Source organism: Candidatus Woesearchaeota archaeon (assembly GCA_016928155.1).
GTDB lineage: Archaea > Nanobdellota > Nanobdellia > Woesearchaeales > JAFGLG01 > JAFGLG01.
The window spans coordinates 1-16,585 of the sequence record JAFGLG010000009.1; the positions used below are offsets into that span (position 1 = coordinate 1).

General features: G+C 44.4%; 16 protein-coding genes. 3 read left to right on the forward strand and 13 right to left on the reverse strand.

Annotation, left to right across the window (positions count from 1 at the left end; translation table 11 throughout):
• Positions 1-124: 124 nt before the first annotated feature.
• The 3 genes from JW968_05015 to JW968_05025 form a co-directional block, all read right to left on the reverse strand.
• Entirely contained in the window at positions 125-649 is a 525-nt protein-coding gene (locus JW968_05015; GenBank protein MBN1386303.1) for a hypothetical protein, read from the reverse strand.
• A 156-nt stretch (positions 650-805) separates the two neighbouring features.
• Positions 806-2,107: an asparagine--tRNA ligase gene (asnS, locus tag JW968_05020; protein MBN1386304.1), complete on the reverse strand. Its 1,302-nt coding sequence runs from the start codon at positions 2,105-2,107 to the stop codon at positions 806-808.
• An 87-nt stretch (positions 2,108-2,194) separates the two neighbouring features.
• Positions 2,195-3,247 carry an aspartate--ammonia ligase gene (locus JW968_05025; protein ID MBN1386305.1) on the reverse strand — a complete coding sequence of 351 codons (1,053 nt, stop codon included), beginning with the start codon at positions 3,245-3,247 and terminating at the stop codon, positions 2,195-2,197.
• A gap of 255 nt (positions 3,248-3,502) precedes the next feature.
• On the opposite strand from JW968_05025, the gene JW968_05030 reads away from it, so the two are divergent.
• A complete protein-coding gene (locus JW968_05030) occupies positions 3,503-3,937 on the forward strand; it encodes an Lrp/AsnC family transcriptional regulator (protein ID MBN1386306.1) in 435 nt (144 codons plus the stop codon).
• A 31-nt stretch (positions 3,938-3,968) separates the two neighbouring features.
• On the opposite strand, the gene JW968_05035 is transcribed toward JW968_05030, so the two are convergent.
• From JW968_05035 to JW968_05080, 10 genes are all read right to left on the reverse strand, one after another.
• Positions 3,969-4,907, reverse strand: a complete 939-nt coding sequence (locus JW968_05035; GenBank protein MBN1386307.1) for a hypothetical protein — start codon at positions 4,905-4,907, stop codon at positions 3,969-3,971.
• A 134-nt stretch (positions 4,908-5,041) separates the two neighbouring features.
• Entirely contained in the window at positions 5,042-6,781 is a 1,740-nt protein-coding gene (aspS, locus tag JW968_05040; protein ID MBN1386308.1) for an aspartate--tRNA ligase, read from the reverse strand.
• A 90-nt stretch (positions 6,782-6,871) separates the two neighbouring features.
• Positions 6,872-7,501 carry a hypothetical protein gene (locus JW968_05045; GenBank protein ID MBN1386309.1) on the reverse strand — a complete coding sequence of 210 codons (630 nt, stop codon included), beginning with the start codon at positions 7,499-7,501 and terminating at the stop codon, positions 6,872-6,874.
• Positions 7,498-9,939, reverse strand: a complete 2,442-nt coding sequence (locus JW968_05050; protein MBN1386310.1) for a hypothetical protein — start codon at positions 9,937-9,939, stop codon at positions 7,498-7,500. The genes JW968_05045 and JW968_05050 overlap by 4 nt, the downstream gene beginning before the upstream one ends.
• On the reverse strand, positions 9,936-10,700 hold the full coding sequence (locus JW968_05055; protein ID MBN1386311.1) for a hypothetical protein: 765 nt from the start codon (positions 10,698-10,700) through the stop codon (positions 9,936-9,938). The genes JW968_05050 and JW968_05055 overlap by 4 nt, the downstream gene beginning before the upstream one ends.
• A 35-nt stretch (positions 10,701-10,735) precedes the next feature.
• Positions 10,736-11,500, reverse strand: a complete 765-nt coding sequence (locus JW968_05060; protein MBN1386312.1) for a hypothetical protein — start codon at positions 11,498-11,500, stop codon at positions 10,736-10,738.
• A 254-nt stretch (positions 11,501-11,754) separates the two neighbouring features.
• Complete coding sequence (locus JW968_05065) at positions 11,755-12,369, reverse strand: MBL fold metallo-hydrolase (GenBank protein MBN1386313.1); 615 nt, start codon at positions 12,367-12,369, stop codon at positions 11,755-11,757.
• Positions 12,370-12,393: 24 nt separating this feature from the next.
• A complete protein-coding gene (locus JW968_05070) occupies positions 12,394-13,524 on the reverse strand; it encodes a M20 family metallopeptidase (protein ID MBN1386314.1) in 1,131 nt (376 codons plus the stop codon).
• Positions 13,525-13,559: 35 nt separating this feature from the next.
• Positions 13,560-14,156, reverse strand: a complete 597-nt coding sequence (locus JW968_05075) for an HD domain-containing protein (protein ID MBN1386315.1) — start codon at positions 14,154-14,156, stop codon at positions 13,560-13,562.
• A gap of 161 nt (positions 14,157-14,317) precedes the next feature.
• A complete protein-coding gene (locus JW968_05080) occupies positions 14,318-14,899 on the reverse strand; it encodes a hypothetical protein (GenBank protein MBN1386316.1) in 582 nt (193 codons plus the stop codon).
• A 444-nt stretch (positions 14,900-15,343) separates the two neighbouring features.
• Here JW968_05080 and JW968_05085 point away from each other — a divergent pair, with 444 nt between their 5' ends.
• Positions 15,344-15,922: a hypothetical protein gene (locus tag JW968_05085; protein ID MBN1386317.1), complete on the forward strand. Its 579-nt coding sequence runs from the start codon at positions 15,344-15,346 to the stop codon at positions 15,920-15,922.
• An 86-nt stretch (positions 15,923-16,008) separates the two neighbouring features.
• Positions 16,009-16,584, forward strand: coding sequence for a hypothetical protein (locus JW968_05090; protein MBN1386318.1), 576 nt, complete (start codon positions 16,009-16,011; stop codon positions 16,582-16,584).
• Position 16,585: the final 1 nt, after the last annotated feature.

A 16,585-nucleotide genomic window follows, 5' to 3' on the forward strand; every position in this document is an offset into this window, starting at 1 on the left:
TATTGACAAGCATTTATCAGAGAGCATCCCCTTTGTCAGCCAGAAAATCACTCATCCGGACTTTGACCTGATGCCACTAACCTACATTCCGGACAGAGCCGGGATAAAAATGTTCCGGCAATATTTAAATGGACTTAAGAAAGGCAATCTTGGGAAGATCCCTTGAATGGATATATTCAATATTAAGCCTGGACTCTATCTCGGCCGGGAGGCGGTCAGTTATGAAATCCTGCAGAACAAGTATCTTCTTCACAGGATACCATTTGGCATAACATATCTCAATCATGGAACCAGGACCCAGACCCAAGCAGAGCATGGCATCAGCATTGCTGACCAGAAATATCGGGACCTCTCTCCAATTCGGCGGATGCAGGGTCTCATCAGAGATGTCCTGATTAATGCCTGAGATACCAAACTCAGAATCCTTCAACGGATAGATGCCGTGCACTTTTCTCCCTTTCTCATCAACATAAATCTTTGCAAAGAACTCTGAGACAGAATCCTTATGCGGCACAATGACAATCTCGAACCCATTCTGCGCGACATACTTGGCGATCTTCTCAATCTTATCAAGATACTCGAACTCATCCCTCTGGAGAAGATCGCAGAAATGCTTCACATCAGTAGGACCGATTATGGCCAGCTTCATTTTATCTTCCTTGACCTATTCCTGCCCCCGGTCCTGTAAGGGGAGTGAGATGGCTTGGCCTTCTTTGATCTCTTATCAGCAGGGTAGACATCGTGATGAGGGTCGAAATCTGACATACACAGAAAGTTGGAAGAGTATTATATAATGATTACGGCTTTAGGGCTTGAATCTGAGCATTGTCCTTGGGAAGGGTATCGCGTCCTTGATGCTGTCCAGACCGCAGATCCAGCTGATGACCCTCTCAACACCAAAACCAAAACCTCCATGAGGGACAGAGCCATAACGGCGAGTGTCAAGATAGAAAGAATACTGGCTCACATCCTCACCCATCTCCCTGAGCCTTGCCTCAATCTTGGCCAGATCAGACTCCCTCTCACTGCCCCCTATGATCTCACCATAACCCTCAGGAGCGATGAAGTCGACACCATGCACAGTGTCCGGGTTATCAGGAGATTCCTTCATGTAGAATGCCTTGACAATCTTAGGATAATGAGTGACCAGAATCGGGGTGTCATACAGAGAACTCAGCTTGTCCTCCTCAATAGTACGCAAGTCCTTGCCCCACCCGATGCCCATCCTGAAATTATCATTTAGGAGCTTGACTGCATCAGAATAAGTCATGCGCGGGAATGGCTTTGAGACAGTAGGCTCAAGCTTCTTCGGATCCCTCTCAAGAATCTTCAGCTCATCCTGATTCTTCTCAAGCACCCGCTTGACCACATGTTTGATAAGGGCTTCACCATAATCCTGGATCTGCTTGAAATCTGCCCATGCAACCTCCATCTCAGCATGCCAGTATTCTGTCAGATGACGACTTGTCTTTGATTTCTCAGCCCTGAAAGAAGGCGAGACAGTATATATCTTCTCAAGCGCAAAAATCGCGGGCTCGGCATAGAGCTGCCAGGTCTGAGCAAGAAAGACACCTTTCTTCCTGAAATAATCGACAGCAAACAAAGTGGAACCGCCTTCGCACTGCACAGACTGGAAAATCGGGGAATGATATTCATAGAAACCCGCACCCCTGAAATACTCGTGGATGGCGCCGAATATCGTGCTCCTCATCTTGAGTATTGCAGACATCCTCCTGCTCCTCAGCCAAAGATGCCTGTTGTCATCAAGGAACTCACGGTCCTGGCCTGCCTTGACAGGGAACATATCGCTGGGTCCGACCAGGTCAAAATCCTTAACAAGGATCTCATAACCGGTAGGCGCTCTCTCCTCCTTCTTGATTGTGCCGGTGAGCTCGATCGAGGCCTCAATCTGAAGCTTATCTGCAACCATGAACTTCTCTTCTCCAACATCAGACTTTGCTATAACACATTGTATAATATCAGTCGAATCCCTCAAGACAACGAACTTTATCTTATTTGAACCTCTTTCCCTATAGACCCAGCCCCTGATACTCACTTCACCAGAGCCCTTATCCATAGCTTCCCTGATAGATATGTAATCTGCCATTCTGCAATTCGGAATCCATGAGCATATAAAAATATTGTGCTTGATATTGTGCTTGAAAATGCTCCTGAATAATGCACTTCAATGCGCTCAGAGCAGGGATATCCCTGCTTTCCTACATTCTTCAAGAGTTGAAGCAGGCCAGATGCTTGACTGCACCTCACCTATATGCGCCTTCCTGAGGAAAAACATGCAAAGCCTGGACTGGCCAATGCCTCCTCCGATGCTCAACGGAAGCTCATCCCTGAGCAACCTCTTATGCCAGTCCTGCTCCTTCCTGCTGACCGCATCCCTGATCATCAGCTGAGCCATCAAAGCATCCTTATCAACCCTGATGCCCATGGAGCTTATCTCAAAAGCACATTGCAGAACAGGATGCCACACAATGATATCACCATTCAATCCTCTCTTGCCATCAACTGTCTCAGTTGTCCAATCATCATAATCAGGAGCCCTGCCATCATGGATCGAACCATCTTCCAGCTCACCGCCAATACCTATCAGGAAGACAGCGCCATATTCCCCGGCAACAAGATCCTCCCTCTGCTTAGGAGAGATATCAGGATAAGACTTCAGAAGATCCTCTGTATGAAGAAACGTGATCTCATCAGGCAGTACAGGAGATATGCCCGGATAAGCGCTGCAGATCATCCTCTCTGTATCCTTCATGACAGAATAGATCTTCCTCACAGTCTGCCTGAGATAATCAAGAGACCTGTCTTCCTTGCCTATTATCTTCTCCCAATCCCATTGGTCGACGTAAACAGAGTGCAGGTTGTCAAGCACATCCTCGTCAGGACGGATCGCATTCATATCCGCATAAAGGCCTTCACCTTCCCCAAAACCATAATCTGAAAGGGCCAGCCTCTTCCATTTAGCAAGAGAGAAGACAATCTCGGCTGGCGAATCATCATGGGCCTTTATCCTGAAAGAGACCTTCTTCTCTGTGCCGTTCAGATCATCATTGATGCCAGTGCCTGTCGAGACAAACAAAGGGGCAGAGACCCTCTGCAGCTTAAGCGCCTTTGCCAGGCCATCCTGGAAAAAATCCTTTATCCGCTTTATCGCAACCTCTGTCTCCCTCAATGAGAGATGGTTCGTGTATCCTTCCGGAATCTTAATGCTTGAAGTTCTGGTTGACATATTATCCCCCCACAATCATGTATCATATATCCTAAACCCTTTTTTTGATAAGCTGAAAATCATAGAAAAATCGCTAATTAGAAAGGAGCCTGAACAGCCTATGAAAGACTGCACTTCCCTGAAACTGCAATATATGAGCTGCCATAAGCAATAATATGATTGAACCACTATATAAAAATATTCCATAAAATTTGGAAATATTTGCAAAAATAATGAGAAAAATATATAAATATGGAAAAATATTCCATCACTACCTTGAAACTGGACAAGCAAGACCTCGGGATCCTCGAATTGCTCAAGCAAGATGGGAACCTCACAACGAGCAGGATAGGCAAGAAGCTCGGGCTCCCCATAACAACAGTGCACAACAGGATCAAGAAACTGAGGAAAGAGGGCATCATCAAAAGATATACAATAGAGACAGATGATGCAAAGCTCGGGTATATCCTCAAGGCATTCATACTGGTGACAGCAGATTACGGAAGGGACAAGCAGATAAGCCAAGAAGGGATCGTCAAGAAACTCCTCAAGCTTGAGGAAGTGGAAGAAGCGAAGATAGTGACAGGGACAATCGACATAATAATCAGGATAAGGACAAAAGGCATAGAGGACCTAAACAATTTCCTCCTGAAGAAACTGCGCAACATCGAAGGAATCGACAAGACACAGACAATGGTCATCCTGGGATGATGGCTGAGCTGCAGACCGCACAATAATCCTCTCAGATCCAGTCAAGAACCTTAGCCACAACAAGCACAGATACAGTGATCAATGACATAGAAGCGGCAACTATCCAGAAACCATAAGGATGATCATAAAAAGGAATATGGGCAAAATTCATGCCCCACATGCTGGATATCACAACAGGTATGGAAATTATCAGGGCGAGGACCGTGATGCGCTTCATGAAGTTGTTTATCTTAGAGCTTGTGATGATCGAATGAAGATTGAACAGATTCGTAATCATCTCACGCTGGATCTTCTCAGTATCAAGTATCTGCAGAGCATCGAAATAAAGCTCTGTGAAATAATGCCTGTCATCAGACTCAAAAGACCTGTACTCGCTCTTCTTCAAAGCATTCAGCACCTCAATGTTAGCCAATACAGACTGATTGAAGAAAGCAGAGGTGATGGATGACGAGTAGAGCTTCTCATAATCCTTGTTCCCCAAATCAGTGCCCTTCTCCTGCAAAAGATCAAGCATGTCCGAAATCTTCTCTGCGATGGCCAGATAATGATCATTTATGTTGTCCAGGAGATAATAAAGGAAAAATCCCGGAGAACGCCCGAACAGGAATCTGGCCTTGCGCTGCTCAATCTTCTTCTCCAGCTTGTCAAGGACATAAATCCTCTGGGTCTCAATCGTCACTATAAGATTGTTCACTATATAGATATGGACAGGGACAGTGACGACATCCCCCTCTTCAGTCACAGGCGCACTATAGATCAGCTCCAGATACCTGCCAATGTTCAGCTTAGGCCTCTCAGTCTCTTCCTTTGATTCCTTCAGTTCATCTATAGGTATCTTTGTCAGATCAGCGACCTTCTCAAGATCCTCCAATGAAGGGTTGATCAGCCTGGTGTATGACATCTTGCCTGTACTCACCCTAGAGAAATCAACCTTAGCGATCCTGCCATTCATCAGGGTATAAGACTTCATCCGTATCGATTAAACAGGGTGTTTTAAAAAACTTTTGATTATTGAAAACAGACAAATGCAGATGAATCCAAACTAGATGCACAGACCGAACATGACCTGAAAAATCATCCAGAGAACACCATGCAATCAGCCAATCATCTCTTTCGGACATCAATATTCAATTCATCAAGCTGCTTCCTGTCTATAACAGAAGGGGAATCATCCATAGGACACTGCGCAGACTTGTTCTTAGGGAAAAGGATGACCTCCCTTATATCCTCAAGCCTGCACATCAAAGCAACAACCCTGTCAAAGCCTATGCCTATGCCACCATGAGGGGGGGCACCATACCTGAAAGCGTTGAGCAGGAAACCGAACTTCATCTGAGCCTCCTCTTCTGACATGCCGATTACCTTCATCACCTTCTCCTGGATATCAGGCCTGTTTATCCTGATAGAACCGGATCCCAGCTCGACGCCATTCAAGGCAACATCATACTGGGTGCAGAACACCTTGCCCGGATCAGTCTCAAGCATCTTGATATGCTCTTCCTTCGGCATGCAGAACATATGATGCGCAGGATCCCATTTCTTCTCATCCTTGTTCCATTCAAACAAGGGGAAATCAGAGATCCAGCAGAACTTGAAATCCGAGGGATCAAAGAGCTTGAGCTCTTTCCCTAGGTGAATCCTCAACTGACCTAGGACAGTGCATGCTGTCTGCCATTCATCTGCAATGAACAACAAGAGGTCGCCATCTTTTGCACCAGCTGTCCTGATGAGATCCTTCTGGATCCTTTCATCGAGGAACTTGGCAGCGCTGCCGTCCAGCCTGCCATCTTTCACCTTAAGTGTGACAAGACCTTTAGCATGATGGACCTTAGTGAGTTCAGTGAGCCTGTCAATATCCTTTCTTGAATAATCACCACAGCCTTCTGCCTTCAGCCCTTTCACGACACCGCCTTTATTGACAGTGTCCTTGAATACGCCAAAACCACAATCCCTGACAATATCAGAAACATCAAATATCCTCATATCATACCTTATATCCGGCTTGTCTATCCCATACTGATCCATGGAATCTTTCCAGGAGATGACAGGGAAAGGTGTCTTGAGATCATAACCGATGGCCTTCTTGAAAATATGCCTGAACAAGCCTTCAACAATCCTCCAGATATCCTGGACTTCGCTCACATAGCTCATCTCAAGATCAATCTGAGTGTGCTCTGGCTGACGATCCTGCCTCAAGTCTTCATCTCTTAAGCATCTTGGTAGTTGAAAGTACCTATCAAAACCAGCAACCATAAGGATCTGCTTGTAAAGCTGAGGAGACTGGGGGAGTGCATAGAACTTTCCAGGATTGACTCTTGATGGAACAACATAATCCCTTGCGCCTTCAGGAGTGGACTTGACTAGCATAGGGGTCTCGAGTTCCATGAAATCCTGCGACGAGAGATATTCTCTTGCAGCCATTGCAGCCTTGTGACGCACAGCAAAATAATTCTGCACTGCCGGCTTCCTGAGATCAAGATAACGATACTTCAGCCTTGTCTCTTCTGTTGATGCAATCTCCTCAGAAATCGACATAGGAAGAGTGTCACAGGTGTTGAGAATATTAAGCTCCTGCGCAGTGATCTCAATATCCCCAGTCGGAAGCTCCTTGTTCTTATCCTTCCTTTCCACCACCTTACCTTTAACCTGGATGACAAATTCAGGCTTCAGCTTAGAGATGTCAATCTTCGGATCAACAACAACCTGGGTTATGCCGTATCTATCTCTTATGTCAATGAAGGTAAGAGAACCGAAAGTCCTGAGCTTGTTGAGCCAGCCAGCTAACTGCACTTGTTTCCCGACATCTGCCTTACGCAGCTCGCCACAAGTATGAGTCCTTAGCATAGCCTAAGTGTACTTGATGTGCTTATTTAAATATTGCGGTTTATATATTAAATAGGAGAAACCGCATAATGCCATAGTACCTGAGGGAACCTATCTCTTCTTAGTCTGTGATTTTGACAACACTGACATCACAACAATCAAAAAAATGAGGAGCGCAGAAAGGACAACAAAGAAAACAAACAATGAATCTGCCTTCCCTCTCTCTTTCTTTGACAGTTCGGGATATTCCCCATCCATACCTGCACCATCCTTATACACTGAATCAGCACCGGAGAGCTTATGATCCATCGCAAAATATGAAACATCCACATCAAGAACCTTCCTGTGCCCGCTGTCAAACACTTCAATATTCTTTGCAGAGCTGCTGTAAGGCAGATAAAGAACCACTTCTTCAGCATCCACCATAACATCCCTGTCAAAAACCATGCGCCCCAAATCCACATCAAATCTCTCGCTTACAATCATATGAGAGACAGAAAAATTCTGAGAGAACAGGGGAGTGCCTGCAAAGCTGACAATCCTGACTGAATAATTCCCGGAAGAAGGACGCAGACGACCATAGTGCACATCAATGCTCCCGAACCCCAAGTCCCCATGATCATTGGAAAGCTTCAGTTCATATCTGTAATCCAAGGCCTGTACAGTGAAAGAAGACAAGGAAAAAACAATCATGAATAGGAAAATCAATCTACAAGATCCTGTCTCAGTCATCTTTCTCATTGTCCTGTGATATACTTATATTCAGCCTGATCTATAAAACCGATCCTCAGCATCACATCAGCGATGGCCCTGTATCTCGCCATCATGCCATACTGATATCTCTGTATGACATTCGGGTCAGTGATCCCCAGCCTCGACCAATCAATATCATAATCACCCAAAGTCTTGTCTCTCCTTATGTCCACCGGTTCCTCATACCAGGTCGTGAATGTCTCCTCATATGTGCCAACCTGGTATTTTGACCCATACCCTTCCTGACCATAGATTTTCTGATTGCCATAATTCCTGAATGAATACAAAGAAGGCATGCCATTGCCTTCAACAAAAAGATCAAGCCTATCAAAACTATCCTTGACACTGCTCCATGCCTGCTCATTGGCCGGATCATATTTGTAAGAAGACCTGTCAAGAGCCCTATAGATAATCTCGGCTGCAAAAGGGTCCTTAATCGCAAGGTTCCTTATCTGCCTTTCAGATGGTGAAGGATCACCAAGATGTGTCTGCAAAAGCTGTTCAATATCATTCCTATCAGACTGATCCATAGATGAAAGCGCAGCATATGCCTGACTGGCAAAATCCTCTGCAAAAGCCTGATAATTCGGATCATGACTGAACTGGCCTCGGGATTTGGTGATCATCTCATCAGCAAACCTCAAGGGGATGCTATAATCCTGAGGGTAATTGCTCTCTTTACTCTGCCACCAGTCCATGTAACCATGCCCGTACTCGTGGTTCAGCACACTAAATGCACCCTGAATACTGAACTCCCTGTCAAGAACAGGATAATCATATTTTCCTCTCATGCTGCTGAGGATATCCTCCTCCTTCAGATTTATGAATCCGGTGCTCCTGCTATAATGTGACCCCATATCAAATCCACCCTTAACCATAGAGTCAAAAACCTTGATCCCTCCAAGCGCGGGCCTAGTATTCGTTCTCAGCCAGACATCCAGCATCTTGACAATCTCAGGACGCTCCTTTATAGAATAGTCTATCTCAATGCCCCTGTCCCCCCAATAATCCACCAGCTCATCCTTGGTGAGCGGGTCCTCAAAATATTTGGAAATAGGTATACCATTCTGATTCACAATATGGCCTTCAGCATTAACCCCCTGGTGAAAATCAGACCAAATAATATCTGCAATCTGAGTGTCTGACTCGTAGACTGCATAATTGTTATTGGCATCGACCAAAACATTATAGTCATTAGGGCCTGTCAGATAATAATCTAACCTTCTCTGCATCTCATCTGCCTTTGCCTGGTCCCCACGGCTGGTGTAGAAATCTATCCATCTCTCATTCTCCCTTATTATGTCCTGGTCCAGAACACCCAAAGAAGGAGAGTCTATCTCAATCGGCACAGAAAATTTATTCTTATATAAATTATCTGAGCCCTGTGTCATGATACCATTACGCATAGAAAACCATAAGGATCCGGTTTCAATATTTGTCTGACTCGCCTTCCCCCCATCAGGATTATGGATCAGAGTCGGCACAGGCTGCCTGCCGTTCTCATCAACAGGAGGCAATACAATATCAACAGAATCACCATTGGCAACATTCACTTCAAAGCGCTGGTCTTCAGTGATATCCAATCCGAGGAAATCATCATGAGCGTTGAATGTCAGATAAGAACCGGGTTCAGATCCAACTGAAAAAATGCCGCCTGAAGATGAAACATATGTCCCGACAGGATTTGCCGGCGCATCATCCACATAAATATCGAGCTCAATATCCTTTGATGATGAACTGAAAACCACATCTGCACAATCAACACTTATCATATGATTATTACCACTGACAGAAATCGGACCACCCTCATGGATCGTGGCCCTGCTCTCATCCTTGGTGATAATATCAAACCTGCCATCAGGGTTAGAGACATGACCCGAAACAGTCACAGAACCTGGTTCATCTGTCGACAGATCACCGCTGACGATGTATTGGCCCTTATCACCGAACTGGATGCTTCCATCTGACCTTATTTCAGGATTATCCATCTGAGCCAGCACATCATTGGAAAAAGTCGTGCCTGTACCGGATGTAGTGTACAGGCCGTCCTCATAGAAATCAATCTCGCCCTGCATATCCAGATCAGAACCTGTCTCTGCTCCAATATAATTCTCAAATGCATCAGGATTCTCATTTATTATATCACAATCATCCTCCACAACACCCTCATACGAATCCGGATTCTCACCAGCAGCCTCAGGCTTCATATCCAAATAGACCTTATAAGCAGAAGGATGGGCCCTGGCTTTCTCAGGATCAGAAAAAAAAGTCTCAGCCGCGGCAAAATTCTCAGAGATAAAACCCTCAACATCGTCAGTGCTTGTCAAGCCGGTCTCAAACTCATCCTCCTGAGTCACATTGCCCTCCTGAGCAACAGCTACAGAGAGCAACAATACAAACACCAAAAAATACAGTATCTTCCTCATTCTCTCAGCGCAAAGGAAAAAATCCCTGTCGGATCATCTTTCTGGAAAACCTCAAATACGGTCACATTATCATAAGAATCATACATGCTTGTCCGCACACCATACATCTCTGAAAACAAGGTCATGCAGCTGAGGCATACTGACTGATCGTTCTCAGCAAAATGCATCGCATACCTGCTCGCAACATAATAAAGTATCCAGATATCAGAATCAAGAGTGTATTCGAAATCACTTATCTCGATCTCAGAAGTGGGATTGTAAATCACAACAGGATAATCCATCCTGAAGATGACCATATCCTCCTCAATATCAACAACTGTGCTGATATCACCTTTCCTGTAGAACTTATAACCCATATCAGTGAAATCCTTAAAAGATTTAATGCAGAAAAGGAATTCATTATTAAACATATCAGCCAGCTCTGACTCAACCCTCTCCTCTCCCGGGAGATAAGGCATGATGCCCACAGCATAGAATGGGATCTTGAGATCATAGTCAGCCATTGAAGGCTCAGGGACACTGAAATAACCGCCCTGCAAAGAAACAACATGAACAGAGGTCTCTGCAGCCTCCCTTATGCACGAATGGACAAAATTCTCAACAGGATCATCCAAGAACTGCGACTTCTGGACAACCGTGACCTGGTGCTTCAATAATCCTGCCTGTTGGTCATGATAAACAAAAAATAAAATTCCGGCAAGAAACACAATTATAATCCCAATTAGTATGAAATGGGTTATCTGACCCCTTTTCTGCACCATAAAACCACCAAAAACAAATCTCTTTAAATTGTTTATCATTTATAAGCGCTTATCCAATCTAGCATGAAATTTGCTGCCCTTTCAAGCAGGACAGGATCCTTGAAAGTATGAGGAGCATTGGGGAAAATCTGAAGCTTTGAACCAGGGCAGGCTTCATGCAGAGCAAAAGCCTGGTCAACAGGAACAGACCTATCAGCAGAGCCATGGATGATGAGCCAGGGGATCCTGATCCTTGAAGCGGCTCCAAGGATATCATGCTTCATACCATCATCATAGAAAGCATAATCCACTCTGTAGGTCTTCTTCTCAGTATTTGAATAGAACATGGCAAAACCATTCTCTTTCCAATCCCCAAGATCACATTTCATATACAAAGTAACAGAGAAATCTGACAGAGCGCCTAGTGTTATAAGATTCTTGACCTTTGACAGATCTGAAAGAATAGATACAAACCCCCCAAGAGAAGCACAGAGGAGAGTAATACCCTCAGCATAAGGAATTGATGATACGTAATCAATCATACATCTCAAGTCTTCAATATAATGAGATACCGTCAGGTTTCTAATATCCCCATCAGATTTCCCTGTCCCATGAGTAAAATCAAACCTCACGTAACAAAAATTGTGCTTTGTGAAAAAATCAGCATACCACCTGATGTGCTCCTGATCCATGAAGCCCTTGAAGCCATGAACATAGATGATCAGCGGATATTGTTTTTCCTTATCGAAGTCATCTGGCTTATGGAGAAAGGCCCTTATCTTCTGGCCAGACGGGTTCTTTATTGTAAATGGTTCCTGCATTTTTTGGGGATGGAAGTCTGCTTTTAAATAGTTTATGTGATATCCAATATTTGGAGGTTGAAATTGATATTTGGATTTTTTGTACTGCTTTATGTTTCTTTGCCTCGCTTCTTTCACCTGGGGAAAATTCAAGAGAGAAGAGATTCCTTATCCGGATTTGCTTTGCAAATCCGGCCATTAACTCTTTAATTTTCTGTCTGCACAACCAGGCAGGGATGTGCAAAAGCAGCATTGGCCAAGAGTGCAAAGCTGTTTCACAGAATCTCGACCTTGCAAGTGGCCAGGGACTTGAAGCGCTCGGCATCAGAGGAAGATCCGACGATATCGCCATAATGCATTGGCACAGCAAGCTTGGGCCTGATAATGCTACATGCTTCAGCAGCCTCTTCAGGAGTCATCACATAAGTGCCAGAGACAGGCAGAAAAGCTATGTCTATATCACCAAGCTTCGACATCTCAGGTATATTATCAGTGTCGCCGGCGTGATACAATCTCTTCCCATCAACAGTTACCACATAGCCGACCTTATTGTCACTCTTTGGATGGAAAGGCACACCGGGAGAACGGAACTTGTTCAGGTTGTAAGCAGGGACCGCCTCAATATTGATCCCTTTCACTTCTATCTTGTCACCGGGCTTCACAAACCTGATATCGCCTTCCAGCTTCGGCCTGCATTCCTCTGGAGCGACAATCACTGTGGTCGCTTTTCTGAGCTTCTTTATGTCATCCGGGCTGCAATGGTCAAAATGCTCATGAGTTATGAAAATAATATCAGCAGGCACATCAGAATCCAATTTGAAAGGGTCAAAATAGATCACAACACTGCCTGAGATCATTACAGAATCATGATTAAGCTTCTTGATATCCATGAAAACACCCCCATCATCCCAATATCATCCAAAAGCATAATAGCAGACCAATCTCGTCATGTCTGCCAGCTGACTGACTTCAATGTACTCGTCAGCCATGTGAGCAACATGCTTCGGAGAACACCCTATGGCAACAGCCTTGATGCCCCTGATATTCAACGGCTTTGCAAATGTCGCACCTGAAAGGCCCTTCAGCTTCGGCTTCCTGCCGGTTATCCTCTTCATTGTCTTCTGCAAATCAGTGATCGGCCCCGATATCCTGAGCTTATGAGGAGGAAGATGCTGCCCAATCTCAAACCTGAACCTTGATCCTCTGACCCTCTTTGATAAAACCTTGAGATCAGAGAGGATCCTCTTCGGATCCTGAGAAGGAAGATACCGGATATTGAGAATGAGCTCAGCCTTTCCCGGCACAATGTTCGGAGCTGAACCCGCGCTCATCATTGCAGGAACAAGAGTCGGTGGTGTAAAAAGCTTGTCTTTCCTGAACTTCATCCTGTGCTTATTGAGCAAAGAGACAAAATCTGCTAAGTTCTGCAGAGCATTGATGCCTGAGCCTGGATCAGATGAATGAGCCTGCCTGCCGATAGAAGTTATCTTGATGTCAAGATAACCCTTCTCACCTATAGCAATCATGTCGAGATGACCATCCATGTCAGGGATGATTGCAAAATCAGCCCTGACCAGGTTCTTCTTCAGGAGAAAATCCATGCCATAAGCATTGCCTCTCTCCTCGTCAGAAACAAAAGCGAAAATGAACTTTTTCTTAAGCCTGTGCTCATATGACTTCAGGATCGATGCGGCTATCAGAGCAGAAGCAAGCGCACCTTTGTTGTCTGAGGAGCCCCTTCCAAAAATCTTACCCTTCTTCTCAATGGGCCTGAAAGGATCAGACTTCCAGCCTTCGCCTGCAGGAACAACATCCAAATGGCAGGCGATGAGCGTTGATCTGCCTTTGCCGATCTCAACGATCATGTTAGGTCTCTTCTTATCCTTTGCATACACCTTGAAAGGTATCTTATGATTCTTAAGAAATGTCTTTATCACTGATGCTGCCAGATATTCATTGCCAGGGGGATTGACTGTCTGTTTGCTGATTATAGATTTTAGGAGGGCTTTGCACTGCTGCTCATTCTCTTTCACTTCCTTGTCCATTTCCTTTCTCAATTTTGCTGATAACATTTTATATCTCACAGCCTTCCAATCTTCTTAAGATCCTTCCACCAACGATGATCCCTTTTCAGCAATGCAGATGCCAGCTTCCTGGCAGATTCGGTCTTAAGAAGGCCTTTTGCATTGTCGCTCCAATTCCTCGCATCCCTGAAACCCTGCTCGACATATTCACGCGACTGGGCTATGACCTCCAGGAGATCAGCATCCTTCGCTATGACGGCCTCTCTTGAGGACTGATCTTGGAGCTCCTCAAAAAGATGGAGCCATTCCATCGCGATGTTAGCCGGCAGCGGATCCATCTGGTCCCTGAATGCGTCAAGCTCAGCCTTCCTGAAATCAATGTAGCGCTGGCCGACCTTGTGCAGATCATTGAGCCTTGTCTCATGAAGATCATGTATCATGCACATCACGCTGACCTTGAAAGGGTCTGCGTGCTCGAGCTTCGCAAGAATGAAACCTATCTGCGCTGTGCGGAGAGAATGCTCTGAGACAGATTCAGGATCCCGGATCCCGAGAAGCCACCACCCAGAACGCTTCACATTCTTAAGATTGCCCAATTCAAAAATGAAATCAGCACATGCTGACAGATGCTGGTCTTTCTTGATAACAACCACCCCAAATCAAATGATACTCGTTTTCTTTTTTGTTTAGCATCTTCAAAATTCTTATATGTCACCTTGCAGGCTCTGCTTCCCCGTAGGGGGCCTCCCCCCGCGACGAGCAGGAAAGGTCAATCAATAGAATTTTGACCTTAGGATGCTAAACAAACTACTTACTACTTCTTCAACTCAATGTCATAAATGACATTCTCGACCTTCTGGAGATTCCATTTTATTGCATCAGACTTCTTCCTCAACTCATTGTTACCTGGGGATATCTGGAGGAAGATGCCATGGATGTCATCGATCGTGTCCCTTATCCCCATGACCTCCTTATACTTCTTCTTTATGGACAAGAGGACTGCCCTCCTTGTGAGCTCACCTGTCAGATCACTCAAGCCCATGAGATAATCATCAAGATTCACAAAAGACTTCACAGAAGAATATGCAGGGACAGGCTTCTTTTCTGCAAATGCGAGAAAGGTCATGGCTTCAATGTACTCCTGCAGAGCAACAGAAAAGGAACCAGTATAAGCTGTGCCTACCAGACTGAACTTCTTGAGCCTGTCGATGACCTTCTTCGCATCAGCAAGCAGCTTCTTTGCTTCAGCCATCTTACCCTGATGGACAAGATAGATGGCCTGCTTTGAATCCTTAAGCACCTTCCTGGACTCATTGATGACTAGCTCCCGTGTAGCGCTCTCCTTCTCAAAAATCGACTTGATATTGGCTATCTCATCCTTATTGAATATCATCATATCCCCCATCATTATCTTATCTTAATTGAAAATCATCCAATCTGAATTATCTAACCTTGATTATATACTTTATCGAATCTAATCGGATTATCAAATCTAATCGAAAAATGGCATCTGGTTCAAACCTCATGCAAAAAATCTGATGCAAAAAACCACAAATATGATCCAAAAAACCACATACCCCTAATTCCATTTATATATTGGGGGTCTGTATTTAAATTTTTGTGATTTATTCAGCAAATCGGCAGTATAAGAAAATAAATAGAATTTATTGAGCTAAAAGACTAAAAAATGCTTTAATTGAATAAAATAAGCATAATAAATACTTAAAATTGGATAAAAGAGGCATATTGTCCATATTTTGCTCAGATATTTGCGAAACTAGGTTTTTCAGCAGAAAAAAACAAAAACTTTATATATTGTATTCTGATTATGTATACTAATATGGCAGAGGAAAGTGCATTAAGAGGCATAATAGATTTTTTTGGCGACATAGGCATCTATGATGTGGTGCTACCATTCCTTCTTGTATTCACAATAATCTTCGCATTCCTTGAGAAGAGCAAAATCCTTGGGACTGTGACAATAGAAGGAGTGACCTACACCAAAAAGAACCTGAATTCCATTGTGGCTTTCTCAATCGCCTTCTTTGTGGTCGCATCGACCAAACTGGTCGCAGTGCTGAATGAAGGACTGGCAAACATCGCACTCATCCTGATAATCATATTCTCATTCCTCCTCCTCATAGGATCATTCTACAAGGAAGGGGAAGATGTATTCCTCGAAGGGGGATGGAGAATAGCATTCATGGCTGTCTCAGTCATATCAGTTGTGCTCATATTCCTATGGGCTATAAAGACAGATGACGGAGAGCCATGGCTCAAATGGTTCTGGTACTACATGGAGGACCACTGGAGCTCAAACCTTGCAGGATCGATAATAATCGTCATCGTGATAGTATTTTTCATGTGGTTCATAACAAAGGACCCGAAAGCACGAAAAACAGAGACCAAGAAGAGCTAGAAACACAATAATTATAAAATATAACACCTATACTCCAAAAATACCAAACAAACCAAGAGTCGCATTCAAAAAAGGAGGATGAAAAAATGAATCTGTGGGACTTTTTTTATTCACTGGACAGGTTAGGGGTGACCGAAATCCTATTGCCTTTCTTGCTTGTATTCACAATAGTCTTTGCGGTACTCCAGAAGACACACATCTTTGGAGCTGAGAAAAAGAACATGAACATGATGATAGCACTCATCATGGGAATGACAGTCATATTCGACCACATACTCAGATGGAGACCTGGCAGGTCAGTAGCTGAGATCATCAACAGCGCATTGCCGCAGGTGTCATTGATTGCAGTCGCAATCATCATGCTGCTGCTCATGATTGGAGTTTTCGGAGCAAGGCTGGAGATTGCAGGAACAAGCCTGGCAACATGGGTGGGCCTATTCTCGCTGATAGCAATAATAGTCATATTCGGACAGGCAGCAGGATGGGGATGGCACTGGCCATGGTGGCTCAGATGGCTCGATGACCCGGACACAGTATCAGTGATAATAATCGTGCTGGTGTTCGGAATCGTGATAGCATATATCACACACGAGCCAAAAGAGAGGACCACTTTCGGCGGCCTCAAAGAGGCATTCCACAATCTAGGAAAGGCATTCAAGTAAA